Annotated in this window: 26 protein-coding genes; 14 read left to right on the top strand and 12 right to left on the bottom strand. The window is 69.4% G+C overall.

The features are described from left to right. Positions 1-38 precede the first annotated feature (38 nt). Positions 39-971 carry a DUF6929 family protein gene (locus AC1KAT_RS06640; protein ID WP_480324003.1) on the top strand — a complete coding sequence of 311 codons (933 nt, stop codon included), beginning with the start codon at positions 39-41 and terminating at the stop codon, positions 969-971. A gap of 19 nt (positions 972-990) precedes the next feature. Here the strand turns inward: AC1KAT_RS06640 and AC1KAT_RS06635 are convergent, their stop codons facing one another. Further along, on the bottom strand, positions 991-2,523 hold the full coding sequence (locus AC1KAT_RS06635; protein ID WP_480324001.1) for a methyl-accepting chemotaxis protein: 1,533 nt from the start codon (positions 2,521-2,523) through the stop codon (positions 991-993). Between the two features lie 276 nt (positions 2,524-2,799). Between AC1KAT_RS06635 and AC1KAT_RS06630 the strand changes: the two genes are divergently transcribed. The 3 genes from AC1KAT_RS06630 to AC1KAT_RS06620 all read left to right on the top strand — a co-directional run bounded on the left by AC1KAT_RS06630 (position 2,800) and on the right by AC1KAT_RS06620 (position 5,467). Next, entirely contained in the window at positions 2,800-3,486 is a 687-nt protein-coding gene (locus AC1KAT_RS06630) for a hypothetical protein (protein ID WP_480323999.1), read from the top strand. A gap of 149 nt (positions 3,487-3,635) precedes the next feature. Beyond that, positions 3,636-4,370: a GH12 family glycosyl hydrolase domain-containing protein gene (locus tag AC1KAT_RS06625; protein WP_480323997.1), complete on the top strand. Its 735-nt coding sequence runs from the start codon at positions 3,636-3,638 to the stop codon at positions 4,368-4,370. Positions 4,371-4,510: 140 nt separating this feature from the next. Beyond that, positions 4,511-5,467, top strand: coding sequence for a GAF domain-containing protein (locus AC1KAT_RS06620; RefSeq protein WP_480323995.1), 957 nt, complete (start codon positions 4,511-4,513; stop codon positions 5,465-5,467). Between the two features lie 69 nt (positions 5,468-5,536). Here AC1KAT_RS06620 and AC1KAT_RS06615 read toward each other — a convergent pair whose 3' ends face one another. Then, complete coding sequence (locus AC1KAT_RS06615; RefSeq protein ID WP_480323993.1) at positions 5,537-6,280, bottom strand: lipase secretion chaperone; 744 nt, start codon at positions 6,278-6,280, stop codon at positions 5,537-5,539. A gap of 830 nt (positions 6,281-7,110) precedes the next feature. On the opposite strand from AC1KAT_RS06615, the gene AC1KAT_RS06610 reads away from it, so the two are divergent. After that, positions 7,111-8,106: a hypothetical protein gene (locus AC1KAT_RS06610; RefSeq protein WP_480323991.1), complete on the top strand. Its 996-nt coding sequence runs from the start codon at positions 7,111-7,113 to the stop codon at positions 8,104-8,106. Between the two features lie 21 nt (positions 8,107-8,127). Here AC1KAT_RS06610 and AC1KAT_RS06605 read toward each other — a convergent pair whose 3' ends face one another. Next, complete coding sequence (locus AC1KAT_RS06605; RefSeq protein ID WP_480323989.1) at positions 8,128-8,655, bottom strand: chemotaxis protein CheW; 528 nt, start codon at positions 8,653-8,655, stop codon at positions 8,128-8,130. 259 nt (positions 8,656-8,914) lie between these two features. Between AC1KAT_RS06605 and AC1KAT_RS06600 the strand changes: the two genes are divergently transcribed. The 5 genes from AC1KAT_RS06600 to AC1KAT_RS06580 all read left to right on the top strand — a co-directional run bounded on the left by AC1KAT_RS06600 (position 8,915) and on the right by AC1KAT_RS06580 (position 13,646). Then, positions 8,915-9,121: a DUF3606 domain-containing protein gene (locus AC1KAT_RS06600; RefSeq protein WP_480323987.1), complete on the top strand. Its 207-nt coding sequence runs from the start codon at positions 8,915-8,917 to the stop codon at positions 9,119-9,121. Between the two features lie 52 nt (positions 9,122-9,173). Next, entirely contained in the window at positions 9,174-10,424 is a 1,251-nt protein-coding gene (locus AC1KAT_RS06595; RefSeq protein WP_480323985.1) for a PQQ-dependent sugar dehydrogenase, read from the top strand. A 14-nt stretch (positions 10,425-10,438) separates the two neighbouring features. Then, the gene (locus AC1KAT_RS06590) at positions 10,439-11,905 is read left to right on the top strand and encodes a superoxide dismutase family protein (RefSeq protein WP_480323984.1); all 1,467 of its coding nucleotides are present in this window, start codon (positions 10,439-10,441) and stop codon (positions 11,903-11,905) included. A 31-nt stretch (positions 11,906-11,936) separates the two neighbouring features. Continuing rightward, positions 11,937-13,073, top strand: coding sequence for a mechanosensitive ion channel family protein (locus tag AC1KAT_RS06585; protein WP_480323982.1), 1,137 nt, complete (start codon positions 11,937-11,939; stop codon positions 13,071-13,073). A 114-nt stretch (positions 13,074-13,187) separates the two neighbouring features. Then, complete coding sequence (locus tag AC1KAT_RS06580; protein ID WP_480323980.1) at positions 13,188-13,646, top strand: host attachment protein; 459 nt, start codon at positions 13,188-13,190, stop codon at positions 13,644-13,646. Positions 13,647-13,661: 15 nt separating this feature from the next. Here AC1KAT_RS06580 and AC1KAT_RS06575 read toward each other — a convergent pair whose 3' ends face one another. The 5 genes from AC1KAT_RS06575 to AC1KAT_RS06555 form a co-directional block, all read right to left on the bottom strand. Further along, positions 13,662-14,000 carry a DUF2845 domain-containing protein gene (locus AC1KAT_RS06575; protein ID WP_480323978.1) on the bottom strand — a complete coding sequence of 113 codons (339 nt, stop codon included), beginning with the start codon at positions 13,998-14,000 and terminating at the stop codon, positions 13,662-13,664. A 57-nt stretch (positions 14,001-14,057) separates the two neighbouring features. Continuing rightward, positions 14,058-14,570: an anthrone oxygenase family protein gene (locus AC1KAT_RS06570; protein WP_480323975.1), complete on the bottom strand. Its 513-nt coding sequence runs from the start codon at positions 14,568-14,570 to the stop codon at positions 14,058-14,060. Then, positions 14,567-14,977 carry a hypothetical protein gene (locus AC1KAT_RS06565; RefSeq protein WP_480323973.1) on the bottom strand — a complete coding sequence of 137 codons (411 nt, stop codon included), beginning with the start codon at positions 14,975-14,977 and terminating at the stop codon, positions 14,567-14,569. Before AC1KAT_RS06565 ends, AC1KAT_RS06570 begins: the two co-directional genes overlap by 4 nt. A gap of 70 nt (positions 14,978-15,047) precedes the next feature. Continuing rightward, positions 15,048-15,647: a Crp/Fnr family transcriptional regulator gene (locus AC1KAT_RS06560; RefSeq protein WP_480323971.1), complete on the bottom strand. Its 600-nt coding sequence runs from the start codon at positions 15,645-15,647 to the stop codon at positions 15,048-15,050. Further along, complete coding sequence (locus tag AC1KAT_RS06555) at positions 15,631-15,891, bottom strand: hypothetical protein (protein ID WP_480323969.1); 261 nt, start codon at positions 15,889-15,891, stop codon at positions 15,631-15,633. The genes AC1KAT_RS06560 and AC1KAT_RS06555 overlap by 17 nt, the downstream gene beginning before the upstream one ends. Before the next feature lie 177 nt (positions 15,892-16,068). Here AC1KAT_RS06555 and AC1KAT_RS06550 point away from each other — a divergent pair, with 177 nt between their 5' ends. Beyond that, positions 16,069-16,341: a GlsB/YeaQ/YmgE family stress response membrane protein gene (locus AC1KAT_RS06550; RefSeq protein WP_480323967.1), complete on the top strand. Its 273-nt coding sequence runs from the start codon at positions 16,069-16,071 to the stop codon at positions 16,339-16,341. A gap of 88 nt (positions 16,342-16,429) precedes the next feature. Then, on the top strand, positions 16,430-16,672 hold the full coding sequence (locus AC1KAT_RS06545) for a hypothetical protein (protein ID WP_480323966.1): 243 nt from the start codon (positions 16,430-16,432) through the stop codon (positions 16,670-16,672). Between the two features lie 74 nt (positions 16,673-16,746). Here AC1KAT_RS06545 and AC1KAT_RS06540 read toward each other — a convergent pair whose 3' ends face one another. Together AC1KAT_RS06540 and AC1KAT_RS06535 are read right to left on the bottom strand one after the other, a co-directional pair. Further along, complete coding sequence (locus AC1KAT_RS06540; RefSeq protein WP_480323964.1) at positions 16,747-17,199, bottom strand: hypothetical protein; 453 nt, start codon at positions 17,197-17,199, stop codon at positions 16,747-16,749. Between the two features lie 73 nt (positions 17,200-17,272). After that, positions 17,273-17,704: a signal peptide prediction gene (locus AC1KAT_RS06535; protein ID WP_480323962.1), complete on the bottom strand. Its 432-nt coding sequence runs from the start codon at positions 17,702-17,704 to the stop codon at positions 17,273-17,275. Positions 17,705-17,775: 71 nt separating this feature from the next. On the opposite strand from AC1KAT_RS06535, the gene AC1KAT_RS06530 reads away from it, so the two are divergent. Together AC1KAT_RS06530 and AC1KAT_RS06525 are read left to right on the top strand one after the other, a co-directional pair. Further along, the gene (locus AC1KAT_RS06530) at positions 17,776-18,387 is read left to right on the top strand and encodes a cysteine hydrolase family protein (RefSeq protein ID WP_480323959.1); all 612 of its coding nucleotides are present in this window, start codon (positions 17,776-17,778) and stop codon (positions 18,385-18,387) included. 114 nt (positions 18,388-18,501) lie between these two features. Next, positions 18,502-19,041 carry a hemerythrin domain-containing protein gene (locus tag AC1KAT_RS06525; RefSeq protein ID WP_480323957.1) on the top strand — a complete coding sequence of 180 codons (540 nt, stop codon included), beginning with the start codon at positions 18,502-18,504 and terminating at the stop codon, positions 19,039-19,041. Positions 19,042-19,140: 99 nt separating this feature from the next. Here AC1KAT_RS06525 and AC1KAT_RS06520 read toward each other — a convergent pair whose 3' ends face one another. Continuing rightward, positions 19,141-19,539, bottom strand: a complete 399-nt coding sequence (locus AC1KAT_RS06520; protein ID WP_480323955.1) for a carboxymuconolactone decarboxylase family protein — start codon at positions 19,537-19,539, stop codon at positions 19,141-19,143. Between the two features lie 55 nt (positions 19,540-19,594). Continuing rightward, a complete protein-coding gene (locus AC1KAT_RS06515) occupies positions 19,595-25,372 on the bottom strand; it encodes an excinuclease ABC subunit UvrA (RefSeq protein WP_480323953.1) in 5,778 nt (1,925 codons plus the stop codon). Positions 25,373-25,435 lie beyond the last annotated feature (63 nt).

The following is a 25,435-nucleotide window of genomic DNA, read 5'->3' as shown; positions in this document are numbered from 1 at the left end:
CTTCGCGTCCTTTTCTTCACGACCGAGACCCGCCCGGCATGCTCACCGTTCACCATCGCCGCAGCCTTCACCTGAGCGAAAACCAACACCCGCGCGGGCAGCGCCACCTGAGCGCCGCGAGCGGGCTGGTGCAGCACCGGGGCCGTTATTACGTGGTGTCCGACGACGAACACCACCTCGGGTGCTTCGACGGCGACGACGATGAAGCGCCCGTGCAGCTGTTGCGGCTGTGGCAGGGCGACCTGCCCGAGTCGAAATCGGCCCGCAAGGCGCTCAAGCCCGACCTCGAAGCGCTGCTGGTACTGCCGCCCACACCCGATGCACCCGACGGTGCGCTGCTCGCGTTGGGATCGGGCTCGAAGGCCAACCGACGGCGTGCGGCGCTGCTGCCGCTGGGCACCCAGGGCCGGCCCGATGAGACCGTGCGCGACCTCGACCTCTCGCCGCTGTATGCGCCGCTGGAGTCGAGCTTCAAGACGCTCAACATCGAAGGCGGCTTCGTGCTGGGCGACGAACTGCGCCTGCTTCAACGCGGCAACAAGGGCGACGCCCGCAACGCCTGCCTCGCCTACGGCCTGGCCGAGTGGCAGCGCTGGCTGGCCGACCCGCAGGCGGCCGCGCCGCAGCTGCGCAGCATCGAATTCATGGCCTTGGGCGACGTGGGCGGCGTGCCGCTCGGCTTCACCGACGGCACGGCGCTGGCCGATGGCGGCTGGGCCTTCAGCGCGGTCGCCGAGAACACGGCCGATGCCTACCTCGATGGCGCCTGCGCGGGCTCGGTGGTGGGGGTGGTCGGGGCCGATGGCGGCTTGCGCACCATGGCCGCGCTCGAAGGCCAGTGGAAGGTCGAAGGCCTGTGCGCCGCGCTCGACGGCCCGCGTGTGCGGCTGGAAATGGTCACCGACGCCGACGACCCGCGCGTGGCCTCGCAGTTCGTGACGGCGGTGCTGCCGCTGCCGAACGCGTCTTGATGGACCGGCGCTTCGTCCCTCAGGCCGCGAAGCGGAAGCGGCTCACCACCTCGGACAGGCGCTCGGCCTGCTGACGCAGGCTCGCGGCAGCGGCGGCCGACTGTTCGACCAGCGCGGCGTTCTGCTGCGTGGCCTGTTCGAGCTGGCCCATGGCGCTGCTCACCTGGCCGATGCCCTGCGTCTGCTCGCCGGTGCTGGTGCTGATGCGCGAGAGCATCTCGCTCACCTCGTGCACGCGGCCGACGATCTGGCCCATGGTCGCGCCTGCGTCGTTGGCCAGGCGGGTGCCGTGCTCGACCTTCTCGACGCTGGTGCTGATCAGGGTCTTGATCTCTTTGGCGGCCTGCGCGCAGCGCTGGGCCAGCGAGCGCACCTCGCTCGCCACCACGGCGAAGCCGCGCCCCTGTTCGCCGGCCCGCGCGGCTTCGACGGCGGCGTTGAGCGCGAGGATGTTGGTCTGGAAGGCGATGCTGTCGATCAGCCCGGTGATGTCGGCGATCTGCCGCGAGCTTTCGCTGATGTCGCCCATGGTCGCCACCACCTGGCCGACCACCTCGCCGCCCTGCGCCGCCACGGCACTGGCGTCGCGCGCCAGTTGTGCCGCCTGCCGGGCAGTGTCGGCGTTGTGGGCCACGTTCTCGGTGATCTGCGTCATCGACGAGGCGGTCTGTTGCAGGTGCGCGGCCTGCTCTTCGGTGCGCTGCGACAGGTCGGTGTTGCCCATCGCGATCTCGGCCGAGCCGGTGGCGATGTGGTCTGAACTGGCGCGCACGGTGCCCACGATCTGCGAGAGGCTGTCGCACATGCGGGCCATCGCGGCCATCACGCTGGCCTGGTCGCCGGGGCGCACCGGCACGCGCACGCCCAGGTCGCCACGCGCCACCGCGTTGGCCACCTCGGCTGCCTGCGCGGGCTCGCCGCCGGTGGCGGCCCACACGCTGCGCCGCGCCCACGCGCCCAGCAGCACCAGCAGGCCGGTCGTGCCGACGAAGAGGCCGCCGGCCGCCCACCACACGGTGCGGCCGGTGGCTTCGAACGATGCGATCGAGCGCTCGGCGAAGGTGGTCGAGGCCTGCACGGTCTGGTCCACGCCCGCGCGGTGCGCGAGGTAGGCCGTGTGGGCGCGTTGCAGGCGTTCGCCGGCCAAGGTGCGGTCGCCGGCCGCGGCGGCGTCGAGCACGCCGCGCGCTTCGCCAATGAAACGCAGTGCGGCTTCGTGCTGCGGGCCCAGCAGGTGGGTTTCGAGCCCGAGCGGCGGGTTGGCCTGCCAGTAGACGACGCGGGCCTCGTATTCCTTGCGGAGGCGCTCGGCCTCGGCGCGCGCGCGCTCGGCCGGCAGCGTGCCTTCGACCACCTGCGAGAGCACCAGCCGCAGCTCGATCAGGTACATGGGCGGCGGCAGGATGTCGGCCGTCACGTCCTTGGCGATGAAGGTGTGGCGTGCGGCGGTGCCGCTTTCGTGTTCGCCCCACAGCGTGGCGGCAGCCAGCAGGCCGGCGGCGGCGATGCCCGCGGCGATCAACAGCGTGAGCGTGTGTTTGAGCGATTTCATCGGGGACAGTTGAATCGGGCGGCGACCTTGTCATTGCACCAAGCGGCTCGCCGGCCGTGGGGGCTTGGGCGCTCACGTGCACCGCGATCCCGCGGCATATGCACGCTCCTCGAGGCCGCCGCGGGTCCCTAGCTTGCGCGGTGCGGGCCCCTAAGTCGTCCTGGCGCCTCCCTAGCCGGCGTCTTGTGCGGCGGGTGGCCGAGGTGAACAGTGACTTCGCGCCTTCGCCGTGAGCCATCACGGGGCGCACACACCATCACACCTCAGGAGGTACACATGAACACACTGCTCAAGACCCTCACGCAAGGCATCGTCACCACGGTGCTGGCCCTCGGGGCCACGCTCTCGGCCCAGGCGCAATCGACCACGACTTGTGGCGACGCGGTGAAGGCCGAGGTCGCCAAGGCGCTCGAAGGCGCCGCCCAGCTCAGCGAGGCCGAACAGCTGCGGCTGCAGGCCAGCCTGTACGACCAGTACAAATCGTGCGCGACGCAAGACGCGGCCTTGATCCTGCCGACCGACCCGTTCTTCGTCGCGGCCCGGCAGTGCGGCGCCCGCGTGGCCTACGTGGGCAGCCTCTTCTACGAAGAGATGCCCTGCTGTGGCTACGACCCGCAACGCCGCAGCTTCGCCTGCCCGGTGAAGGTCAAGCAGCGTTTCGGCTTCGGTCCCTCGCCGCTGCCCGGCAGCCGCGAATACGTGCTGCATTGCGTGGCCGACCCGGCCGGCAACTTCCGCCCGGTCGGGGTGGACAGCGTGCACCTGTCCAACAGCGCGTTCAACCCGCCGTGGCAGTTCGCGGTGGTGGCCAACGCGACGCAGAACCTGCCGCTGGTGCAGCCGATGAGCGGCCAACCGCGCCGCGCGCGCTCCATCCTCTCGTGGAACCTGCAACCCACCGGCTGCAACTACCAGCCCATCTGGGGCAACGTGCTCGAGTACACGGTGCGGCTCGACCAGTGAGCCTTGGCCGCGCTGCGCGTTGACCCGGATGACCGGCAGCGCATCGCGGGGCAGCATCAAGAAGGGGGCTTCGGCCCCCTTCGGCGCGTCTGCGGCCCGCAGGGGTCCGGTGGGCGCGGAACGACACCAACAACGACAGGAGACAAATCATGAAACGCACCTTCCTGCGCCGCGCCGGCGCCATGCTCGCGCTCGCCGCGATGCCGCTGTGGGCGAACGCTGCCACCTGGCAGTCCAGCGACCGCTGGGGCACTTGGACCCAAGGCGGCTACACGCTCTACAACAACATCTGGGGCAGCGGCTTCGGCCCGCAGACCATCTGGGCCAACTCGTACAGCAACTGGGGCGTGTGGGCCAACCACCCGGCCACCGGCGGCATCAAGTCGTACCCCAACGTCACCCGCGCCATCGGCAAGCGCATCAGCGCCCTCGGCACCTTGACCGCCACCGTGCGCGCGACTACGCCGGTCGGCGGAGCCTGGGCCTCGACCTTCGACATCTGGGACGTGGACCACCAGTACGAAATCATGCTGTGGCTCAACTACACCGGCACCCCCACCGGCGGTGGCAACGTCAAGCCGATCTCGTCGAGCTACGACGTCAATGGCAACGCGGTGCCGGTCTTCCGCAACGTCACCGTGGGCGGCTCGACCTGGAACATCTACCGCGGCTACAACGGCGCCAACCAGGTGTATTCGTTCCAGCGCACCACCAAGACCAACAACGTGACCATCGACGTGAAGGCGGTCCTCAACTGGCTGCGCGCCAGAAACTGGATGGGCGACGTGATGGTCGGCGACGTGCAGTACGGCTTCGAGATCACCTCCACCGCCTCGGGCGGCTCGAACTTCAGCGTCAGCAGCTACAGCGTCACCTCGCGCTGAGCGCTCTCTCAGATGGGGCGCGACGCGCACGAAGTCGGTGCGGCCCGCAACTTGCACCGCTGGCTGCTGCCAGCGGCGAGCCAGCCAGACGGTGTGGTGAATCGCCGCCGCGCCCCGTCACCTGAGAGAGAGAAGAACCCATGAAAACCTTCATCCGGGCCATCGAAGCCTGGACCCCGAGTGCCGACGGCACCCTGCTTGAATTCAGCACCGGGCTCTACGGCTCGGCAACCCAGTTTGGTGCGTTGAGCCGCACCCTGTGCTTCGGGCGCGGCGAAGGCCTGCCGGGGCGGGCCTGGGACGAAGGTCACCCGCTGCTGCTCAAGCAGTTCGAGGGCTCGTACTTCCGTCGCACGGCCGCCGCGCAAGACGCTGGCTTCACCTGCGCGATCGCGCTGCCGATCTTCAAAGACGAGGTGCTGACGGCCGTGCTGGTGATGTTCTGCGGCGATGCCGAGGCGCACACCGGCGCCATCGAGCTGTGGCGCAACGACCCGCGGGTGTCCACCGACATGACGCTGGCCGAAGGCTATTACGGCAGCACCTCGCAAGACTTCGAATCGCTGTCGCGCGACACCTTCCTGCCGCGCGGCGCCGGCTTGCCGGGCATGGCCTGGCAGCGCGGCGAGGCCGTCTTCATGAAAGAACTCGGCCAGGCGCGCGGTTTTCTGCGGGCAAGCGACGCCACCGGCGCCGGCCTGCAGCGCGGGCTGGCCCTGCCGTGTGCGACCCGCACCCGCGAAACCTACGTGATGGCCTTCCTGTCGGCCACCGCCACGCCGATCGCCCGGCGCGTCGAGTGCTGGGCGCCCGACGCCGCGCGCAGCCGGCTCGACCGCGTCTTCGGCTACTGCGAAAGCGCCGGCGCCCTGGCCGACAAGCCGGCTTCGGTGGCGCTGGCCGAAGGCGGCAGCGGCGAATCCGCCGGCGTGCTGGGCCGCGTCTTCGCCAGCGGCGTGCCAGCGCTGGTGCCCAACACGGCCGGCGAGGCCTCGCCGCTGGGCGCGGCGGCCGTGGCCGCCGACCTGGGTTCGCTGGCGGCGATTCCGGTCATCAGCGACGGCGTGGTCAGCGAAGTCGTCGTGCTGTACTTCTGAGCGCCTGATCGATCCCTCGATCGGCGGCAAGGCCCGGCGCCGTGCCGCGCGCCAGGCCTTGCCGCAAGCTCACTGCGCCGGTGCGCTGGCCGCACCCTCAGGCTTGGCCGGCTCGACGATCGAGTTGCGCTTGTTCTCGGGCAACTGCGCGCGCAGTTCGTCGAGGCGCTGCTTCTTCTGGTCGTAGCTGAGGTTGGGGTCTTGCTCGACGAGCGCGGCCTCCATCACCAGGCGGCCCACCCGCATCTCTTCGCCGAACAGCGCCTGCGAGGTCGCGGGGTCGAAGTTGCGCGCCTGGTTGGCCTGCATGCGCTGGAACATCGCGTCCACCGCGTCGCGCCCGGCCGGGATGCCGTGCGTCGTCAGGTCCTCGCGCGTGGCGCCCACGTAGTTCTTGTAGCCCTTGACCAGCTTGATGGCCTTCTCGGCGTCTTCACGCGGCAGGCCTTCGCGCAGCGCGCGTTCGAGCTTGGCCATGTCGGCATCGGTCGGTTGTTCGCCGATCTCCGAGAGGATCTGGTCCAGCTTGCCCTGCGTCTCGCTGTCGATGCGCAGCCCGCCGGCGTAGCCGATCTCGAACAGCCGGGCCGGGTCGAACTTCGTGCTCATCGGGTCGATGCCGCCCGAGACGCCTGAGGCCGCTCGCGATGCCGGCAAGGACGTGCCGCTGCTGCCCGGGGGAGCCGCGGCGATCACTTCGCTGGCGGGGGCCTCGGGGGCCGGCTCAGGCGCCAGCCAGAAGGCCAGGCCGACCAGCACGGCCGCGCCGGCGCCGATGGCCGCGTAGTGGGGGGTGGAAAGTTTGTCGAACATGGCTTGTCTCTTCCGGGTCTGTCTTTGTTTGATCGTCGGTGAGCCGGTGTGGGGCGTCCGGCGCGGCACAGCTTAACCGCCGCTCGCGTGGCCTGACACGCCCCTCGGGTTAGCCCGGGGTGCGTGCCGCCTTATCACGAAATCCGGCCTCGCCGCTTGTACATGCGCGTTAGGAATCCGCCGGTACCCAAAAATGGCCGCCTCGAAACAATGGCGGCACTGGTTCAGCGAACACAGCGGCACTCGGGCACGGCACCGGTCGCACCGCCACCAGCACCGAGGCGAGATGCGGCGGCAGGCGGCCGGCGCAGATGGCACCGGTTCCCCTCCCGGACTCACCCCTCTCTGGAGACACGATGAAGAAATTTGCCCTCAAGGCCACCGGGCTCGCAGCGACGCGGGCCTGCGTCGGCACGGCGCCCGCGCGATAGGCCGAAGGGCCGAAGGGCCGGACACGCGTTCGGTCCTTCGTTTCGCTCGATCCGTGCCGCCCGGGTCGACGGCCGGCAGTCGAACGCCGCCGCGCCGGTGCTCGCACGCGGACCCGTTTGCAGCGCCACCGCTCGACCCCGGCCGGCCCAGGTCGAGCCAAGCGCGGGCCCTGTACGCGCGGTTCTTGGCGCGCGCCGCTTTTTTTTTGTACTCGCCTCGCTGCGGGTGCACGTTGGTTTCATGGGTTGCGGGCCGGGGCGTCAGCTCCGTGCCCGCTCTTTTTTGTCACCCATCGGCGTAGGGCGCGGCGGCGCCAGCAATGATTCCTGACAATTGCGCAACATGCGCTTCAAAGGCCGTCGCCATGCTGCGTCGGCCTGTCTCACCCGGGAATCTCCATGCCTGCCTCGCCCCGCCTCGCCGCCCTCACCGTGGCCACATGCGCCGTCTTTGGCCTCGCCGCGTGCGGGGGCGGAGGTGACAACGCCGGCAGCGGCAGCGGGGGCTTCGACCCGGGTGACTCGCAACGGGTGAGCGCGGCCACCGCCACCGCGCAGAGCACAACGAATGCCTGCGCCAGCATCCGCCCGTTCTATTGGGAGCTGGGCGACCGCGACGCGGCGCGCGCCTCGGGGTCGGTCGGGGCCGGGTACGACGCCAACTCGTCGATGAACATCGCCTCGGCGTCGAAGTGGCTGTACGGCGCCTACGTCGCCCAGCGGCGCGGCGCGGCGGGCCTGAGCGCCAGCGACGTCTCCGCGCTCAGCTTTCGCAGCGGCTACACCGATTTCTCGTTCTGCCTGCCCGGGCACACGGTGGCGCAGTGCGCGGCCTACCAGAACAACGACGTCTACCACCCCGAGCATGCGGGCCTGTTCTTCTACTCAGGCGGGCACATGCAGAAGCACGCGGCCGACAACGGGCTCGGCACCTTCGACAACACCGCGCTGGCGAGCGAAATGCGCCGCCTGCTTGGCAACGACATCTCTCTCGGCTTCTCGCAACCGCAACTGGCCGGCGGCATGGTGACCACGCCGGCCGACTACGCGCGCTTTCTGCGCAAGCTGCTGCGCGGCGACCTGGCACTCGGGGCACAACTCGGTACCCAGTCGGTCTGCACGAACCCGGTCGCCTGCCCGACCCAGGCGGTGCGCACGCCGGCGCCCGTCAACGAGGTGTGGCGCTACTCGATCGGCCACTGGGTCGAGACCGACCCGAGCGTCGGCGACGGCGCTTTCAGCAGCGCCGGTGCGTTCGGTTTCTACCCCTGGGTGGATGCCTCGCGCACGACCTACGGCCTCGTGGCGCGTGAGGCGATGGCCGGCAGCGGCTTCGAGTCGGCAAGCTGCGGGCGCCTGATCCGCAAAGCCTGGGCGACCGCCAGCGTGCAGTGACGCCGGCCGGCGCCCGCCGGCTCAGGCCGAGGTGATCTCGAACAGCTCGTTGAGGTGCTGCATCCAGCTCACCATGTCGAGCAAGGTGAGCGGCTGACCGCGTGGTGTGCGGCTCTCGCCGATCAGGAAGCGTGGCTCGATAGGCCCGCTGGTCGCGTCGGCCGGGGCCACGCGCTCGGAGGGCAGGGCGAGCACATCGCCGACGGCATCGACCATCGCGCCGATGACCCGTTCGCCCACGTCGATGGCGACGATGGCGCCAGGGCTGCCGCGTTCGGGCTTCAGGCCCAGCGCGAGCCGCAGGTCGATCACCTGGGCGTGTTCGCCGGCGACCCACAGCGAACCGATGATGCACGCGGGGCGGTTGAACAACTGAACCGGCGGTTGCGGGTCGCGCACGTCAACGACACACCCCAGCGGCACGCCATAGGCGTGACCGGCCAGCGAAAGGGTCATCAGCTCGTGGTGCGCCGCAACGGCGCTGACATTCAGGGAGCGATCGGCCGCGAACAAGGCGTGGCCGAAAGGCAGGGGCAAGATCTCTTCCATGCAGGAAGCCTTTCCAGTGTCCGGTGATCCAGGATCTGCTCTCGGGTCGAGACACGGGCCCTCCACGCCGTCGGACTGCGTGGCCCGTCGGTCTCTCCTATGGTCCCCTCCGGTGTGTCCCGAAGGTGTCCCTCTTCCCGGCGCGAAGGGTAACGCAGGCATGCGCTTTGCCAAAAGCCCGTTTGCGTCCCCCACTTGCGGGTAGGGCGAAGGAATACCGCTATGCCGTTGCCCATGTCGCCCTGCCGAGCCCCTGTCCATGCTTGAGCCTGTGCCGCCGCTGCCCCCTGGCCCGCCCCATCCGGATGTGGACCTGAACCGTCCCGACGACCTCGCCTACTGGGTGGACCGCCTCGGTTTCAGCCGAGAAGCGATCACGCGCGTCGTCGAGATCGTCGGCCCCAGCGCCGGCGATGTGGCGGCCTACCTGCAGGAAGAGGGCCTCCCCGGCGACACCGCGAGCTGAGCCGGGCGCGTGATTTGCCGGCGCCGGTCAAGACCGTTTCTGGGAGCCGACCTTGCCTGTACGACGCCGACTGCTGACCGCCGGGTGTGCCGCCTTGCTGTTGGCCTGTGTGACCGGCCCGTTGATCGGGACGCCCTCGCCGGCGTTCGCGCAACTTCCGCCGGGCGACGGCCCCGCCAGCGCGACCGGCACCGTGCTCGATCCGACGCCGGTGCCCTTCAACGACGACCTGCTGGGCAAGCTCAGCGCGCCACCGGGTTTTCGCATCGCCGTGTTCGCCCGGGGCCTGCAGAACGTGCGCTGGATGCAGGTGGCCCCCAATGGCGACCTGTACGTCTCGCGGCGCCAGCAAGGCGACGTCTTGCTGCTGCGCGACACCAACCGCGATGGCGTGGCCGACGAGCAAAAGGTCGTCGCCCAGAACCTCAAGTTCGCGCACGGCCTGGCGCTGAAGGACCAGCGCCTCTACATCGTCACCGACAAGAAGCTGCTGGCGGCCGAAGTGCGCCCCGACGGCACGCTCGGGCCGCCGAGCACGCTGCTCGACGACCTGCCCGACGCCGGGCAGCATCCCAACCGCACGGTGGCGGTCGGTCCTGACGGCAGGATCTACCTGACGGTCGGTTCGACTTGCAATGCCTGCAGCGAAACCAACCCCGAGGCGGCCACGCTGCTGGTGGTGTCACCCGATGGCGCGGCCCGCACCGTGTTTGCGCGGGGCCTGCGCAACACCATCGGCTTCGGCTGGCACCCCAAGAGCGGCGCCTTGTGGGGCTTCGACCACGGCAGCGACTGGCGCGGCGACGACCAGCCGCCCGAAGAGCTCAACCACCTGCAGGCCGCGCGCGACTACGGCTGGCCCTTCTGCTACGGCAACCGCCAGGTCGATGTGCACAACCAGGGCGACCCGCCAAACACCAGCAAGGCCGAGTTCTGCTCCGCTACGGAAGCGCCGGCCTTGACGCTCACCGCCCATTCGGCGCCGATCGGCTTCGTCTTCTACACGGGGCGCATGTTTCCGGCCAACCACCGCCACGACGCCTTCGTCGCGCTGCGCGGTTCGTGGAACCGCTCGCAGCCCAGCGGCTACAAGATCGCCCGCGTGCGCTTCGACGCCAGCGGCCGACCCACGGCGGTCGAAGACTTCATCACCGGGTGGCTGCAGCCGCCCGCGGCCGGTTCCGGCAAGCGCCCCACGCGCTTCGGGCGCGTCGCCGGCCTGGCGATCGACAACGACGGTGCCTTGCTGATTGCCGAAGACGAGAACGGCGTGATCTACCGCGTCACCTTCGCCGGACCGTGAAACAGAGGCTTCGCATGAACGCATCCCCCTTCTTCCACCGCCTGGCCATGCATGCGATGCGGCAGGGCGCCTCGCTGGCCCTCGCGCTCGGCAGCGCCGCCGCCGTGGCGACCGAGCCTGCGCAGAACGCCTTCGCCGAATTGCGCGACGCCGCGGGTCGCAGCGCCGGGCGGGTGATGCTCGTGCGGGCCGGCGACGGCGTCGAGTTGCGCGTCAACGCCACCGGCCTCACACCCGGGCCGCATGGCTTCCATGTGCACAAGCACGGCGAATGCGCGCCGGCCCCCGACGCGGCCACCGGCAACCCGGTGCCCTTCGGGGCGGCTGGGCCGCACTTCGATCCGATGCAGACCGAGCGCCATGGCGGCCCCGAACTGCCGCCCGCGCAGGCGCACGGGGGCGACTTGCCCAACCTCGTGGCCGACGCCGAAGGCAAGGTACAGGCCGCGTTCAACACCGCCCGGCTCAGTCTCGCCCAGGGGCCACGTTCGGTGCTGGGGCGCAGCTTCATCGTTCACGACAAGGCCGACGACCACCACAGCAACCCGGCGGGCAACTCGGGTGCGCGCGTGCTGTGCGGGCTGATCGAGCCAGGCGTGCCCGGCGGCCTGACACCGGTGACCACGCGCCACACGCTGCCGGGGGCGAACGCCTACCCCGAGGGCGTGGCCTTCCATGTGGCAAGCGGCACCGCCTACGTCGGTTCGTCGACCGAGGGCCACCTGTACCGCCTCGACGCGGGGCGTGCACGGGCCGAAATCCTGTCGCTGGGTGGGTCGCCTGGGCGGCAGGTCGCGCTCGGCCTGCAGCTCGACGCCCACGAGCGCCTGTGGGTGGCCGGGGGGGCGACCGGCACCGTGGCCCTGGTCGATCGCCGCGACGGGCGCACGCTGCGCGTGCTGAAGACGCCCGCCTCGCCAGCGGGATTCATCAACGACCTGGCGATCACCGCCGAGCACGTCTACATCACCGACTCGGCGAGGCCGGTGATCTTTCGCGCGCGGCACGTGGCCAACGAGGCCCTGATCACGCTCGAACCCTGGCTCGACCTCGCGCGCACGCCGGTGCGCTACGACAACGGCACCAACTTCAACGGCATCGTCGCCAGCCCCGATGGCCGCTTGCTGCTCGCGGTGCAGACCAACACCGGCCAGCTCTGGCGCATCGACACCCGCAGCAAAGCCGTCAGCGAAGTGACGCTCGACGCGCCGCTGACACACGGCGATGGCCTGGTGCTGCGAGGCGACCAACTGCACGTGCTGCGCAACGCCGAGGGCGAGGTCGCCACCGTCGAGCTGGCGCGCAACTGGCGCCGCGCCAAGACGGTGCTGCGCGTGCGCGACCCGCGCCTGCGCTACCCGACCACCGCCGCTTGGGCGGGCGACGGGCTGTGGGTCGTCAACGGCCAGCTCGACAAGCGCCGGGCCCCGCCACCGCTCTTGCCCTTCGACGTGGTGAAGCTCGCCGCGCCCGCGCCCTGAACCGCAAGGCATGGTGACGGACCGGTTGCGGATGTGGCCCGACCTCAGCCCCTGGCTGCCCATGCTGGGTACCGCGCTGGCCGCGGTGCTCGTGGCGCTCGTCGTGCACCGCGTCGCGCGCTCGGTGCTGCGGCGGGTGCTGCGCTCACCCCTGCTGGCGGCGATGCTGCAACGCATCGACCGGCCCGCGCGGCTGCTGCTGCCGCTGATCGCGCTGCAGCTGGTGTGGCAAGGCGCGCCCAACAACCTGCCGTCGATCAACGCGCTGCGCCACATCAACGGCGTGTTGCTGATCGCCGCACTGACCTGGGGACTGATGGCAGCCGTGCGGGGCCTCGCCGATGGCGTGGTGGCGCTGCACCCGGCGGACGTGGCCGACAACCTGCACGCCCGCCGCGTGCAGACGCAGACGCGCGTGCTCTCGCGCATCGCGATGGGGGCTGTGCTGGTGGCCGGGCTGGCCTTCATGCTGATGACCATCCCTGGCGCCCGGCAGGTCGGCGCGAGCCTGCTGGCCTCGGCCGGCATCGCGGGCGTGGTGGCCGGCATCGCAGCCCGGCCAGTGTTTGGCAACCTCATCGCGGGGCTGCAGATCGCCTTGTCGCAACCGATCCGCATCGACGACGTGCTCGTGGTCGAAGGCGAATGGGGTCGCGTCGAAGAGATCACCGGCGCCTACGTGGTGCTGAAGATCTGGGACGAGCGCCGGCTCATCATCCCCTTGCAGTACTTCGTCGAGAAGCCGTTTCAAAACTGGACGCGCAGCAGCGCGCAGATCATCGGCACTGTCTTCTTGCGGGTGGACTACACGATGCCTTTGCAGCCGCTGCGCGATGCCGCCCAGCGTGCCTGTGCGGCATCGCCCGACTGGGACCGGCGCCTGTGCCTCTTGCAGGTGACCGACACCGACAGCGAACGCGGCATGCAGCTGCGCCTGCTGGTCAGCTCGGCTTCGTCGGGCCAGAACTGGGACCTGCGCTGCGCCGTGCGCGAAGCGCTGATCGACCTGATGCAGCGCGAGTACCCGCAGGCCCTGCCGCGCCTGCGCGCCGAACTCGGCGGCGAGCTGCGATCGAGCGACTCGGGCGAGCCTCCACCCGAACTGCCGCCCACCCCGCCCACAGCCCCCGAGCGCAGCGCCGCGCAGGCCTCGCCCGACGTGCGCTGAGGGCCGGGCACGTGCGTTGCCGCAACGCGGGCATGGCATGCACCGGACGCGCGGCAGCGGTGGCACACACCGCGAACACGCCGCCGTGCGTGCCCCAACCGCGAAGGAGATTCCATGACGACCAAGCAATGGGTGGTGGTGGCCGACGAGGCCATCGCCCGCATCATGTCCCTGCCCGAGCCCGCAGGTGACCTCGAAGAGGTCGAGACCATGACCGACCCCGGCGCCCACGCGCGCGAGGGCGAACGGCACCGAGACGCGCTCGGCCGGCGCAGCGGTGACGACCCGCGCATGGGCGGCAACGCCACCGAGTCGGCCGCCATCGAATCCGAGGCGCACCAAGCGGCACGCTTTGCCCGCCAGGTGGCCGATTACCTGACCCTGTGCGAACGCGAGGGCCGCTTCAGTGAGCTGACCGTCGTGGCCGCGCCGCGATTTCTAGGTTTGCTGCGCAAAGCGTTCAGCCCGCAGGTGGCCAAGCGCATCGTGACCGAAGTGCCGAAGGACGTGATCCACGAAAGCATGGGCGACCTGACGCGCCGGCTGTTCAAGTCGAACCTGCTGGGCGCCTGATCACGGCCGCCGCGTTCAGCGCACGCGGTCGCCGTAGCGGATGGACTTCAGCGCGCCCGACTCGAAGCGCAGGATGGTCATGAACTGGCCGCTGCCCGGGTTGTAGGTCCACTCGTCCACCGTTTCGCACACGCCCGAGGGGCGCGGCGCGTTCGGGCCTTTGAGTGCCTCGACCGGTTTGCAGAACGAGTCCATCAGCACCGGTTCGCCGCACTTGTGCAGCACCGCGGCCTTGGCGTCGCCGACCTGGGCCAGGTCGTTCTTGCAGCGCATGGTTTGCGCGTGGGAGGCAGGGGTGGCGGCAAGTGCCGCCAGGGCGACGGCCGCGAGCGCGGCGCGAGGCGTGTGGGTCATGCGGGGCTCTCCGGGCTTGAAGCAGCGCGCATCGTAGCCGCGGTGTCGCGCTTTCGCTCAGGCGGCACGGGGGCGTTCGCGCGGCCACGCGAGCATTGCCACCGCGGCGGCAAAGCACAGGGCCGACGCGACTGCGCGCAGCGTGTTGGCGCGGTTCCAGCGGTCGCGGGCCAGCGCCCAGTCGGCCGGTGGCGCGGCGGCGTTCCAGGTTGCCAGTGCGTCGTTGATCGGCACGTTCACCTGCCGCGTGACCCAGAACGCGGCCAGGAAATAGCCCGCACCGATCAACGCCCAGGCCCCGGCTCGCAGCCGCCGGCCACACGCGGCCGCGGCGGCGGCCGCGACAGCGGGCATCAGCACCGAGCCGACATAGACGCCGCCGAAGAGCGGGTTGCGCACCACGCGGTTGATGGCCTGCTGCGCGGTGATGTAGCCGCTGGCGTCGAGCTGGGCCAGGGCCGGCGCCACGTCGGCGGCGAAGGCGAAGAAGAAGCCCGCCATCAGGCCCAGCAGCACGACGGCCAACACCTCGACGGCGCTGCGGGCGATTTCTGGCGTCGTGGCGCTCATTGCGTGGCGGCCACCGAACGCAGCGGCGGCGTGTCGGTGCTGGTGCGCCGTTCTTCGAGCCACACGCGGGCGAGTGCCGCGAGCGTCGCCAGCACGCACAGGCTGCCGACGACGATCAGCGGCGCGAGGGCAGGGGCGGCCGGTTCAGTCCAGAACTTGTGCGGCCCGACCGAGGGCACGAAGGCCAACGCCGTCATCAGACCGACCCACAGCCCGGCGCGCTCGCGCACGACGAGCAGCCACATGCCGACTACGGCCGAGGCCATCACCGCGCCGAGGTAGGGACCGCGCCTGCCCGGTGGGTGCGGCTCGACGCCCGCGAGCATGGCGATGAACATCACGAGCGCCAGCACGAAGAGGCCCGCCAGCGCGGCGACGGCTCGGTGGGGGATGCGAGAAAGCGTCATGGCAGGCAACCGAAGTGGAAGAGGTGCCCGCATGCTAGGAAGGCCACCCCCGGCGCGCCTTAACAAATGTTCAGCCTTCGGCGTGCTTGAGCTTGCGGCGGATGCGTGAGAGCGAGACGTCGGTGAGGCCGAGGTAGCTCGCCAGTTGCGAAAGCGGCAGGCGCTCGGCAAGCTGCGGCTCGCGTTTGCACAGCTGCCGGTAGCGCGTGGCGCCGTCGAGTGCCAACAGGTCGTGTTCGCGCTGCAGCTTGTGCGTGATGAGCTGTTCGAGCATGCGCGTGCGCAGCGCATCCCAGCGCCCAGCGGCCTGCAGCGCGCCCTGGAAGGCGGCAGCCGGGGCCTTCCAGATGCGGGCCGGTTCGACCGCTGCGATGGCAAACAACGACGGCTGGCCAGCCATCGCCTCGGTGAGCGGAAACACCAGCGCGCCTTCGGCATGAAAGTTCTTGTTGAACTCCTTGCCGTCGCGGTCGATGAAGTACATGCGCAGGATGCCCCGCTCGACGAACAGCGCGTGCTGCCACAGCTCCCCTTGCCGCAAGGCCGGGGCGCCCTTGGCCACCGTGTGCAGGCCGAACAGCCCGAGCGTGCGCACGAGTGGCTCGCCGGTCAGCCCGAGGGCTTGCGCCAGCGCGGCCTGCCCCGCGGCCTCGTCAGCCACCGAGGGCATGGACGCCTGCCTGCGAATCGATGACGAAGCCGACCCGTTGCGCGGCGCACCACGCTTCAAGTTCGTCGCGCAAGACCGGCCACAGCGGCCGGGCCCAGTCGGGCGCCTGTTCGGCCCAGGCCTGCGCACTCGGCAGGCAGGCGGCGGGCACGCCCATCGGAAATTCGAGCACGAAGACCCCGCCCGGGCCGGTGCAAACCAGCTCTTCTTTCCACTGCGTGCGAAATTGAAAAAGGGGCTTCATGCGGGGGCGTGGCGGGCCGGGGCGGCGACAGCCGCAGGCTAACCCAGCGCGGCCAAACAACAGCCACCCCGGGTGGGGTGGGCATGCCGATTGCCGAGCAGGCGGGTGGGTGGACCGTCGTCGTCGTGGTCACCCCGATGTGCAACCTTTCAACCCCCTCAGCAAGGAGCTTTCATCATGGTCAACTTCATCGTTTGGCTGGTCGTCGGCGGCGTTCTGGGCTGGATCGCCAGCATGATTATGCGCACCGACGCGCAACAAGGGGTGTTCCTCAACATCATCGTCGGCATCATTGGCGCGGCACTCGCCGGGTTCGTGATCTCGCCGTTGTTGGGCATTCCCACGATCAACCAGGACACCTTCAGCCTGGCCGCGATGATGGTGTCGCTGCTCGGGGCGGTCATCCTCCTCGCCATCGTGAACCTCGTTCGCCGCGGTCGCGTGCGCTGAGGGCGCTTCACCAGGGGCCGGCGGCACGCCGCTTGCCCCTCCCGAATGCCCTGGCAATCTCGCCGGGGCGCATCTGAAGGAGTCGCAAATGGCAAACCAACAGCAATCCGGTCAGAACCAAAACCAGAACAAGCAACCGCAGCAAGACCAGCAGAACCAGCGCAGCGGTCAGCAGGACCAGCAAGGCGGCACCGGCCGTCAACAGGGCCAGGGCCAACAAGACCGGCAGCAGCAAGACCAGCAGAACCAGAACCGCGGCCAGCAAGGCGGCAGTGGTTCGCAACAGGGGCAGACGCCCCGCAACAACCCGGACCGCGACGAAGACATCTGATCGCGCCCGAGGCACGCTTCAAGGCAACGATCACCCGCCTCGGCGGGTGATTTTTTTGCCTGGCGGGTGCCGGTTCAGCGCTGGACTTGCGGCATGAACGACAAGTCCATGTGGTAGCGCGTCGGGCGTGCCGGGTCGATGTAGACCGGGATGCGGCCCCGGCCGATGAACTCGGTCGGGTCGAACCACAGGTTGACGCTCTTGTAGACGAACACGCGGTTGTTCGGCAGGTCGTGCCACTGGGCCACGATGCGCAGCGGGCTCTCGCCGTTCACTTCGAGCGCTTCGTTGACTTCCACGCGCTGGAAGCTCGCTTCGATCAAGCGGCCGTGCTGCCGCAGGTAGGCCTCTTCGCGCCGGGCCCAGGCGCCATAGGCGATCAGGCCGCCGCCGACCAGCGAGAACGCGCCCCCGAGCAAGGCGAGGATCCACACCCCTTCGCTGTCGAGCGCGAGCGCGCCGGCCAGCAGCACCAAGCCGATGGCGAGGAAGACGTGCTTGATGAGGGTGACGACGACGTGGTTCATGCGACGAAATGAGCCCGGTGACAACAACGAGGGCGCGAGGCTAACCGCGCAGCCCGCGCCGCCCAATCGCTCGTCAGAGGGAGCGGCGCGGCACTCGCAGCGCACGGCGCTGAGCCGCCAGCGAACGCGCCTGCACCTCGAAGGGGTTGTCGCGGTAGGCCTCGCGGCCGCGCAGCCACTGCCACAGGCCGCACAAGGCATAGGCCGGCAAGAAGGCGGGGCCCCAGCGTTCGTACTGCCGCACATGCACATGCTCGTGCGCACGGTGACGGCTCAATTCGACCTCGGTGATTGCGACGATCACGTGGCCCAGCGTGAGGGCGCGGTAGGGCAGGCGTTGTGCCAGGCGGCCGCAGGCGCCCGGGTGCTGGCGGTAGGTGAATTCGAGCGTGCCCTGCACCAGTTGGCAGCGCCCCCCGCTTGCCAGCACCACGCTGCCCAGCAGCACGCCGAGCAGCGAGTTGGGTGATGCCCACAGCAGCAGGCCGATGTTCATGAGCGTCATGCAGGGTGAGGCGTGTCGGGCCGATTGTCGAACCTTGCAGACCCGGGAACGCCGATTGCGCCAGACCGTGCATGGCCCGCTCCGCAGCTCCCCCATCACTTGCCACCGAGCGTGCGGCGGGTGGCACCGCGCTGCTGATCGTCGACATGATCAGCGACTGGGACTTCCCGGACGCGCAGCGCATGCTGCCGCGTGCGCGAGCCATCGCACCGAACATTGCCGGTCTCAAGCGGCGCTGTCATCAACGGGGTGTGCCGGTCATTTATGCAAACGACAACCATGGCCGCTGGCGCTCGGACTTTCGCCGGGTCACCGCGTCGTCGCGCGAGGGGCCTGGCGCCGACATCACCGACCTGCTGTTGCCCGACGAGGACGACTACTTCGTGCTCAAGCCGCGGCACTCGGCCTTCTTCGCCACGCCGCTCGACCTGCTGCTGCGGCACCTTTGCGTGCAGCGGGTGCTGGTGACCGGCGTGGCGGGCGACCAGTGCGTGCTCGGTACGGCCGTCGATGCGCACATGCACGGCCACGAGGTCGTGGTACCGCGCGACTGCATCGCGTCGATGACTGCTGCGCGCGACAAGCGCCTGCTTCAGCACCTCGATGAAGTGCTGAAGCTGAAGACCACCCCTTCGAAAAGCCTGCGTTTGCCCGCACCTCGGGGTGGCGGTCGGTCGCCATGAGCGCGCGTTGTAGGACATGTGCGCGTTCGATGTCGAAGGCCTTTCACCCGAGAGATGCACGGCCTACGCTGCGTGCTGAGATGACCCCATCCACCCACCGACAGGAGATTCCCCATGCCGAACACCGCGAAGAAAACCGCTGCCCCGAAGAAGACGCCGGCCGCCAAGAAGAGCGCATCGCCCGACGCGTACAAGCTGTTGAGCACGGACCACGCCGAGGTCAAGCAGCTGTTCAAGGATTACGAGAAGCTTGCCAAGGACGAAGCCGATGCTGACGAGCGCCAGGCGCTGGCGGAGCAGATCTGCACGATGCTGACCGTGCACGCGCAGATCGAGGAAGAGCTGTTCTATCCCGCCGCGCGCGAGGTGCTGAGCGAAGAGCAGCTCGACCTCATCGACGAGGCCGATGTCGAGCACGCCAGCGCGAAAGACCTGATCGGGCAGATCCAGTCGATGTCGCCCGATGACGAGCTGTACGACGCCAAGGTCAAGGTGTTGGGCGAGTACATCGACCACCACGTGAAGGAAGAAGAAAAGGAAATGTTCCCCGCGCTGAAGAAGGCCGGCCTCGACGCGAAGGCGCTCGCCCCCGAACTGATGACGCGCAAGGAAGAACTGATGGCCGAGTCGGGTCAGGCCGAAGAGGCGCTCTGACTTCCCCGGGGAGCCCCGCCGGCACCTGCCCGAGGGGCCGGGGCGTCAACGCCTCGGCCCCTCGCTGTTTCAGGGGTCACCCTGCGCTGCGCAATGCGGTCAGTCGGGCATCGGGTCGAACGACAGGCCCTCGGCGTCCATCCACTCGGCCGCCGCGCGAAACGCCGCCACGGCCGCCGGTGCCCCGGCGTAGGGGGCGACGTGCAGCAGCACCTCGCGCAGCTCCAGCAGCGTCGCGCCGTTGTTCAGCGCGCCGCGCAGGTGGCCTTTCAGCTCGTTCGTGTGGCCCAGCGCGGCCAGCATGGCCACGGTGCACAGGCTGCGCTGCTTGAGGTCGATGCCCTCGCGCAGCCAGGTCGAGCCCCAGGCGTGGTTGCTCACGTGGTCTTGCAAGGGCTGCGTGAAGGGCGTGGCATTGGCGAGCGCGCGGTCCACGAAGGCGTCGCCCATGACGTGGCGGCGTCGCTGTTCGCCGGGGGTGCGGTTGTCGGTGCTCATGCGGCCTCGGTCAAAAGCGAAGGGGGTTGAATTTTCTGCCGGTGCCAGTCGCGCCTCAAGCGGCCCGTTGCCGTGCCAGCACCGGTTGCAAGGCGGTGCCGGTGTGGCTGCGCGGCTCGCGGGTCAGTTGCCCCGGGTCCATCGCCGCGACCACCTGGCCGCCGTGGGCGCCGCCATCGGGGCCCATGTCGATCACCCAGTCGGCTTCGGCGATCACGTCGAGGTCGTGTTCGATCACGACCACGCTGTGGCCGCCATCGACCAGCCGGTGCAGCACGCGGATCAGCTTCTCGACATCGGCCATGTGCAGGCCGACCGTCGGCTCGTCGAGCACGTACAGCGTGTGCGGCGCCTTGTTGCCGCGCCGGGTCACGTCGTCGCGCACCTTGGTGAGCTCGGTGACGAGCTTGATGCGTTGCGCCTCGCCGCCGCTGAGCGTCGGCGAGGGTTGGCCAAGCGTCAGGTAACCCAGGCCCACGTCTTTCAGCAGTTGCAGCGGGTGCGCGATGTTGGGCATCGAGGCGAAGAAGTCCACCGCTTCATCGACTTCCATGCGCAGCACGTCACCGATGCTCTTGCCGCGCCAGCTGACTGCCAGCGTCTCGGGGTTGAAGCGCTGGCCGTGGCACAGGTCGCAGGGCACCTTCACGTCGGGCAAGAAGCTCATCTCGATGGTGCGCAGGCCCTGGCCTTCGCAGCCCGGGCAGCGGCCCTCGCCGGTGTTGAAGCTGAAGCGGTTGGGTGCATAGCCGCGTGCGCGTGCTTCGAGCGTGTCGGCGAAGAGCTTGCGGATCGTGTCCCAGAAGCCGATGTAGGTGGCCGGGCACGAACGCGGCGTCTTGCCGATGGGCGTCTGATCGACTTCGAGCACACGGTCGATCTGCTGCCAACCCTCGATGCCCTCGCAGTGCTGCCAATTGGGCTTCGCACCCCGCGTGTTGATGAACGCCAGGTTGGCCAGCAGCACGTCGCGTGCGAGCGTGCTCTTGCCCGAGCCGCTGACGCCGGTGACGGCGACCAGGCGCTTGAGCGGCACGTCGATGTCCACGTTGTTCAGGTTGTGCAGCGTCGCGTTGCGCAGTTGCAGCCTCGGCGCGTCGGCCACGATCTCGCGGCGCGGCTGGATCGGGTGCAGCAGCGGCTGCGCCAGCAGCCGCCCCGTCACCGAAGCGGCGTTCGCCGACACCTCGCTCACGCTGCCTTGCGCCACCAGCGTGCCGCCGCGTTTGCCGGCGCCGGGGCCGATGTCGATGATGTGTTCGGCGCGGCGGATGGTGTCTTCGTCGTGTTCGACCACCACCAGCGTGTTGCCCTTGTCGCTCAGTGTCTGCAGCGCGTTGAGCAGGATCTGGTTGTCGCGCGGGTGCAGGCCGATGGTCGGCTCGTCGAGCACGTAGCACACGCCCTGCAGGTTGCTGCCCAGTTGTGCGGCGAGGCGAATGCGCTGTGCCTCGCCGCCGCTGAGCGTGGGCGCGGCGCGGTCGAGCGTCAGGTAACCCAGGCCCACTTCTTCAAGAAATTCGAGCCGGCTCTTGATCTCGCTGACCACGTCGCGCGCGATCTCGGCGTCACGGCCCGTGAGGCGCAGCGACTCGACCCAGCGCCGCGCGTCGGCCACCGACCACTGCGCGATCCACGCGATCGAGTGCTCGTCGAAGGTCACCGCGCGCGAGGCCGGGTTCAGCCGCGTGCCCGCGCACTCGGGGCAGGGCTCGCCGGTCACGCCTTCGACCTCGGCCTCTTCGGACGGGAAGCTCTGCTCGCGGCCCTGGTTGTCGTCGGGCTTGACCGAGTCGTCGTAGGCTTTGCGCTGCTCGCGCGTCAGCGCGAGGCCGGTGCCCACGCACAGCTTGCACCAGCCGTGCTTGCTGTTGTACGAGAACATGCGCGGGTCGAGTTCGGGGTAGCTCGTGCCGCAGGTCGGGCAGGCGCGCTGCGTCGAAAACACCTTCACCTGGCCGACCTTGCGCGTGGGCGTGCCGGCCAGCATGGCGCCGCGCAGTCCGTCGAGCGGGTTCAAGAGGTGCATCACGCCCTTGCCGAGTTCGAGCGCCTTGGCCAGCAGGGCGCGCAGTTCGGCCTCGTTGTCGGTGCCGACGACGAGGTCGCCGACCGGCAGTTCGAGCGTGTGCTCTTTGAAACGGTCGAGGCGCGGCCACGGGTCCACCTTCATGAACTCGCCATCGACGCGCAGGTGTGTGTAGCCGCGGGCCTTGGCCCACTTGGCGAGGTCGTTGTAGACGCCCTTGCGCGCGACCACCAGCGGCGCGAGCAGGCCCACGTGCTGGCCCTTGTGGTCGCGAAGAATCTGCGCGGCGATGCTCTCGGCGCTTTGCGGCTTCACCGGTGTGCCGTCTTTCACGCAATGCTGGATGCCCAGCTTCACGTACAGCAGCCGCAAGAAGTGCCACACCTCGGTGGTCGTCGCGACCGTGCTCTTGCGCCCGCCGCGCGACAGGCGCTGCTCGATGGCGACCGTGGGCGGAATGCCGTACACCGCATCGACCTCGGGCCGGCCTGCCGGCTGCACGATGCTGCGCGCGTATGCGTTCAGCGATTCGAGGTAGCGCCGCTGGCCTTCGTTGAAGAGGATGTCAAACGCCAGCGTGCTCTTGCCCGAACCGGACACGCCGGTCACCACGCTGAACTTGCCGCGCGGGATGTCCACGTCGAGCGACTTCAGGTTGTGCTCGCGCGCGTTGACGATGCGAATCACTTCGTCGGCCGCGCGGCGCTCGTCGCGTTGCTGCTTGAAAACGTGTTGCAGCGGCCGGCCGTCTTCGGCCACCGGCGCGGCGAAGCCCATCGAACGCTCGTAGTCGCGCAGCGCCGCGCCGGTGTGCGAGCGCGGGTGCAGCTTCACGTCGTCGGGCGTGCCGACGCACAGCAGTTCGCCGCCGGCCTCGCCACCCTCGGGGCCCAGGTCGATCAGCCAGTCGGCCGCGCGGATGACGTCGAGGTTGTGCTCGATGACGACCAGCGAGTGCCCGGCTTCGAGCAGCTTGCGGAAGGCGCGCATCAGCTTGGCAATGTCGTCGAAGTGCAGGCCGGTGGTCGGCTCGTCGAACATGAAGAGCGTGCCCTTCTTCGCGAGCGACTGCCGGCTGGCGCTGGCGCTTTGCGCCGCTTCGGCCAGAAAGCCGGCGAGCTTCAGGCGCTGCGCTTCGCCGCCGCTCAAGGTCGGCACGGGCTGGCCGAGCTTCACGTATTCGAGGCCGACATCGACGATGGGCTGCAGCAGGCGGACCACCTCGCGGTCGTCGCGGAAGAGTTGCACGGCTTCGCTGACGGTCAGCTCCAGCACGTCGGCAATGCTCAGCAAGCCGCGCTCCGCCGGTCGCCGGGCCGCCCCAAGGCCGGCGGCGCCCCCTTGGGGGGCCGTGAGCGAAGCGAGCGTGGGGGCTCCGATCTCACCGGCGAGCCGGCGCTCGATCTTCACGTCGAGGATCTCGCTGCGGAAGCGCCGGCCATCGCAGTCGGGGCAGCGAAGGTACACGTCGCTCAGGAACTGCATCTCGACGTGCTCGAAGCCTGAGCCGCCGCAGGTCGGGCAACGGCCGTCGCCGGCGTTGAAGCTGAACACGCTGGCGGTGTAGCCGCGCTGCGCCGAGAGCGCGTCTTTCGCGAACAGCTTGCGGATCTCGTCGAAGGCGCCCACGTAGCTGGCGGGGTTCGAGCGTGCCGTCTTGCCGATGGGCGATTGGTCCACGAAGACCGTGTCGCTCAGCCAGTCGGCGCCCAGCAGGCGGTTGTGCGCGCCCGGGGTCTCGGTGGGCTGGCCGAAGTGGCGCGCCAGCGCCGGGTGCAGCACGTCTTGCATCAGCGTGCTCTTGCCCGAACCGCTGACGCCGGTGACGCACACCAGGCGCTGCAGCGGAAACTCGACCGTCAGGTCGCGCAGGTTGTGTTCGCGCGCACCTTCGAGAATCAAACGCGGCGTCGAGTCGGTGACGGGCCGCTTCATGCCCAGCCCGACCTGCTTGCGCGCACCGAGGTAGGCGCCGGTCAGCGTGTCCTGGCTGCGGATGGCCTCGGGCGTGCCGTCGAACACGATCTCGCCGCCGCGCTCGCCGGGGCCCGGGCCCATGTCGATCAGCCGGTCGGCGGCCAGCATCACCGCCGGGTCGTGTTCGACCACCACCAGCGTGTTGCCCGCGTCGCGCAGCCGGTGCATGGCCTCGACGATGCGGTTCATGTCGCGCGGGTGCAGGCCGATGCTGGGCTCGTCGAGCACGAAGAGCGTGTTGACCAGCGAGGTGCCCAGCGCGGTGGTGAGGTTGATGCGCTGCACCTCGCCGCCGCTGAGCGTGCGGCTCTGGCGGTCGAGCGTGAGGTAACCCAGACCCACGTCGCACAGGTACTTCAGCCGCGTGCGAATTTCATCGAGCAGCAGCTTCAGCGCCTCGTCGAGCATCGTGCTGGGCAAGGTCAGCCCGTCGAAGAAGCGACGGATGCGCTCGATGGACAGCAGCATCAGGTCGTGCACCGTGAGGCCGGGCAGGGCTTCGAGCTGCTGCCGCGTCCAGGTGGCGCCGGCCGGCAGCGAGCGCTTCGCGGGCGGCAGCACCGCGTCGGCGTCGGCCTTCGAGCCCAGGCGCCACAGCAGCGATTCGAGCTTCAGGCGCGCGCCCTGGCAGCTGGGGCATTCGGTGTAGCTGCGGTACTTCGACAAGAGCACGCGGATGTGCATCTTGTAGGCCTTCGATTCGAGGTACTCGAAGAAGCGCTTGATGCCGTACCACTGCTTGTTCCAGTTGCCCTTGAAACTGGGCGAGCCGCTGACGACCCACTCGCGCTGCGCCTCGCTGAGCTGCGACCATGCGGTGTCGCGCGGGATACCGGCCTCGCCGGCGTACTTCATCAGGTCGTCCTGGATCTCTTTCCACGCCGGGGTCTGGATCGTCTTGACCGCGCCGTTGCGCAAGGTCTTGCGCTCGTCGGGGATGACCAGGCCCCAATCGACGCCGATAACGCGGCCGAAACCCCGGCAGGTCTCGCAGGCCCCGAAGGCCGAGTTGAACGAGAACAGCGCCGGTTGTGGGTCGGCGTAGCGGATGTCGCTGTCGGGGCAGTGCAGGCCGGTCGAGAATCGCCAGAGGGTGGGTTCTTGCGCGACTTCCTCGGCGGGGGGCGAGGCATACACATTGACGCGCCCCATGCCCCGCCGCAGCGCCGTCTCGATGGCCTCGACCACGCGCACCTTCTCGGCGCCCTGCACGCGAAAGCGGTCGGCCACCACGTCGAGCACCTTGCGCGGGCCGGTCGGCGAAGCGACCTCGCGTTCGGCCTGCACCTTGGTGAAGCCGCTGGCGGCGAGCCATTGCTCGATTTCGTCGGCCGTCACCGAAGCCGGCAGTTCCACCGGGAAGGTCACCACCACGCGCGGGTCGTCGGCGGCCGTGCGGGCCACCAGTTCAGCGTAGATCGTCTCGGGCGTGTCGTGCCGCACCGGTTGGGCGGTCTGCTTGTCGAACAGCTCGGCCGCGCGCGCGAACAAGAGCTTGAGGTGGTCGTTCAGCTCGGTCATCGTGCCGACCGTCGAGCGCGAGGTGCGCACCGGGTTGGTCTGGTCGATGGCGATGGCCGGGGGCACGCCATCGACGCGGTCCACGGCCGGGCGGTCCATGCGGTCGAGAAACTGCCGCGCATAGGCGCTGAAGGTTTCGACGTAGCGCCGTTGGCCTTCGGCGTACAGCGTGTCGAACACCAGGCTCGACTTGCCCGAGCCGCTGGGCCCGGTGACCACCGTCATCTCGCCGGTGCGGATGTCGAGGTCGAGGTTCTTGAGGTTGTGTTGTCGCGCGCCGCGGATGCGGATGACTCCAGACGACATGGGGCGGGCTTTCGCAGGGCAAGGCGAAAGATTCTAGGAGCCGCCTCCTGCCACCCCGCTGTC

It is taken from the genome of Piscinibacter sp. PDB5-1 (assembly GCF_056676035.1).
The sequence above is the reverse complement of the archived record's forward strand: the minus strand, read 5'-3'. Positions and strand labels throughout refer to the sequence as shown.

Coding starts and splice junctions, on each gene's coding strand:
- AC1KAT_RS06640 (WP_480324003.1), top strand. CDS start 39: ATGCTCACCGTTCACCATCGCCGCAGCCTTCACCTGAGCGAAAACCAA.
- AC1KAT_RS06635 (WP_480324001.1), bottom strand. CDS start 2,523: ATGAAATCGCTCAAACACACGCTCACGCTGTTGATCGCCGCGGGCATC.
- AC1KAT_RS06630 (WP_480323999.1), top strand. CDS start 2,800: ATGAACACACTGCTCAAGACCCTCACGCAAGGCATCGTCACCACGGTG.
- AC1KAT_RS06625 (WP_480323997.1), top strand. CDS start 3,636: ATGAAACGCACCTTCCTGCGCCGCGCCGGCGCCATGCTCGCGCTCGCC.
- AC1KAT_RS06620 (WP_480323995.1), top strand. CDS start 4,511: ATGAAAACCTTCATCCGGGCCATCGAAGCCTGGACCCCGAGTGCCGAC.
- AC1KAT_RS06615 (WP_480323993.1), bottom strand. CDS start 6,280: ATGTTCGACAAACTTTCCACCCCCCACTACGCGGCCATCGGCGCCGGC.
- AC1KAT_RS06610 (WP_480323991.1), top strand. CDS start 7,111: ATGCCTGCCTCGCCCCGCCTCGCCGCCCTCACCGTGGCCACATGCGCC.
- AC1KAT_RS06605 (WP_480323989.1), bottom strand. CDS start 8,655: ATGGAAGAGATCTTGCCCCTGCCTTTCGGCCACGCCTTGTTCGCGGCC.
- AC1KAT_RS06600 (WP_480323987.1), top strand. CDS start 8,915: ATGCTTGAGCCTGTGCCGCCGCTGCCCCCTGGCCCGCCCCATCCGGAT.
- AC1KAT_RS06590 (WP_480323984.1), top strand. CDS start 10,439: ATGAACGCATCCCCCTTCTTCCACCGCCTGGCCATGCATGCGATGCGG.
- AC1KAT_RS06585 (WP_480323982.1), top strand. CDS start 11,937: ATGTGGCCCGACCTCAGCCCCTGGCTGCCCATGCTGGGTACCGCGCTG.
- AC1KAT_RS06580 (WP_480323980.1), top strand. CDS start 13,188: ATGACGACCAAGCAATGGGTGGTGGTGGCCGACGAGGCCATCGCCCGC.
- AC1KAT_RS06575 (WP_480323978.1), bottom strand. CDS start 14,000: ATGACCCACACGCCTCGCGCCGCGCTCGCGGCCGTCGCCCTGGCGGCA.
- AC1KAT_RS06570 (WP_480323975.1), bottom strand. CDS start 14,570: ATGAGCGCCACGACGCCAGAAATCGCCCGCAGCGCCGTCGAGGTGTTG.
- AC1KAT_RS06565 (WP_480323973.1), bottom strand. CDS start 14,977: ATGACGCTTTCTCGCATCCCCCACCGAGCCGTCGCCGCGCTGGCGGGC.
- AC1KAT_RS06560 (WP_480323971.1), bottom strand. CDS start 15,647: ATGCCCTCGGTGGCTGACGAGGCCGCGGGGCAGGCCGCGCTGGCGCAA.
- AC1KAT_RS06555 (WP_480323969.1), bottom strand. CDS start 15,891: ATGAAGCCCCTTTTTCAATTTCGCACGCAGTGGAAAGAAGAGCTGGTT.
- AC1KAT_RS06550 (WP_480323967.1), top strand. CDS start 16,069: ATGGTCAACTTCATCGTTTGGCTGGTCGTCGGCGGCGTTCTGGGCTGG.
- AC1KAT_RS06545 (WP_480323966.1), top strand. CDS start 16,430: ATGGCAAACCAACAGCAATCCGGTCAGAACCAAAACCAGAACAAGCAA.
- AC1KAT_RS06540 (WP_480323964.1), bottom strand. CDS start 17,199: ATGAACCACGTCGTCGTCACCCTCATCAAGCACGTCTTCCTCGCCATC.
- AC1KAT_RS06535 (WP_480323962.1), bottom strand. CDS start 17,704: ATGACGCTCATGAACATCGGCCTGCTGCTGTGGGCATCACCCAACTCG.
- AC1KAT_RS06530 (WP_480323959.1), top strand. CDS start 17,776: ATGGCCCGCTCCGCAGCTCCCCCATCACTTGCCACCGAGCGTGCGGCG.
- AC1KAT_RS06525 (WP_480323957.1), top strand. CDS start 18,502: ATGCCGAACACCGCGAAGAAAACCGCTGCCCCGAAGAAGACGCCGGCC.
- AC1KAT_RS06520 (WP_480323955.1), bottom strand. CDS start 19,539: ATGAGCACCGACAACCGCACCCCCGGCGAACAGCGACGCCGCCACGTC.
- AC1KAT_RS06515 (WP_480323953.1), bottom strand. CDS start 25,372: ATGTCGTCTGGAGTCATCCGCATCCGCGGCGCGCGACAACACAACCTC.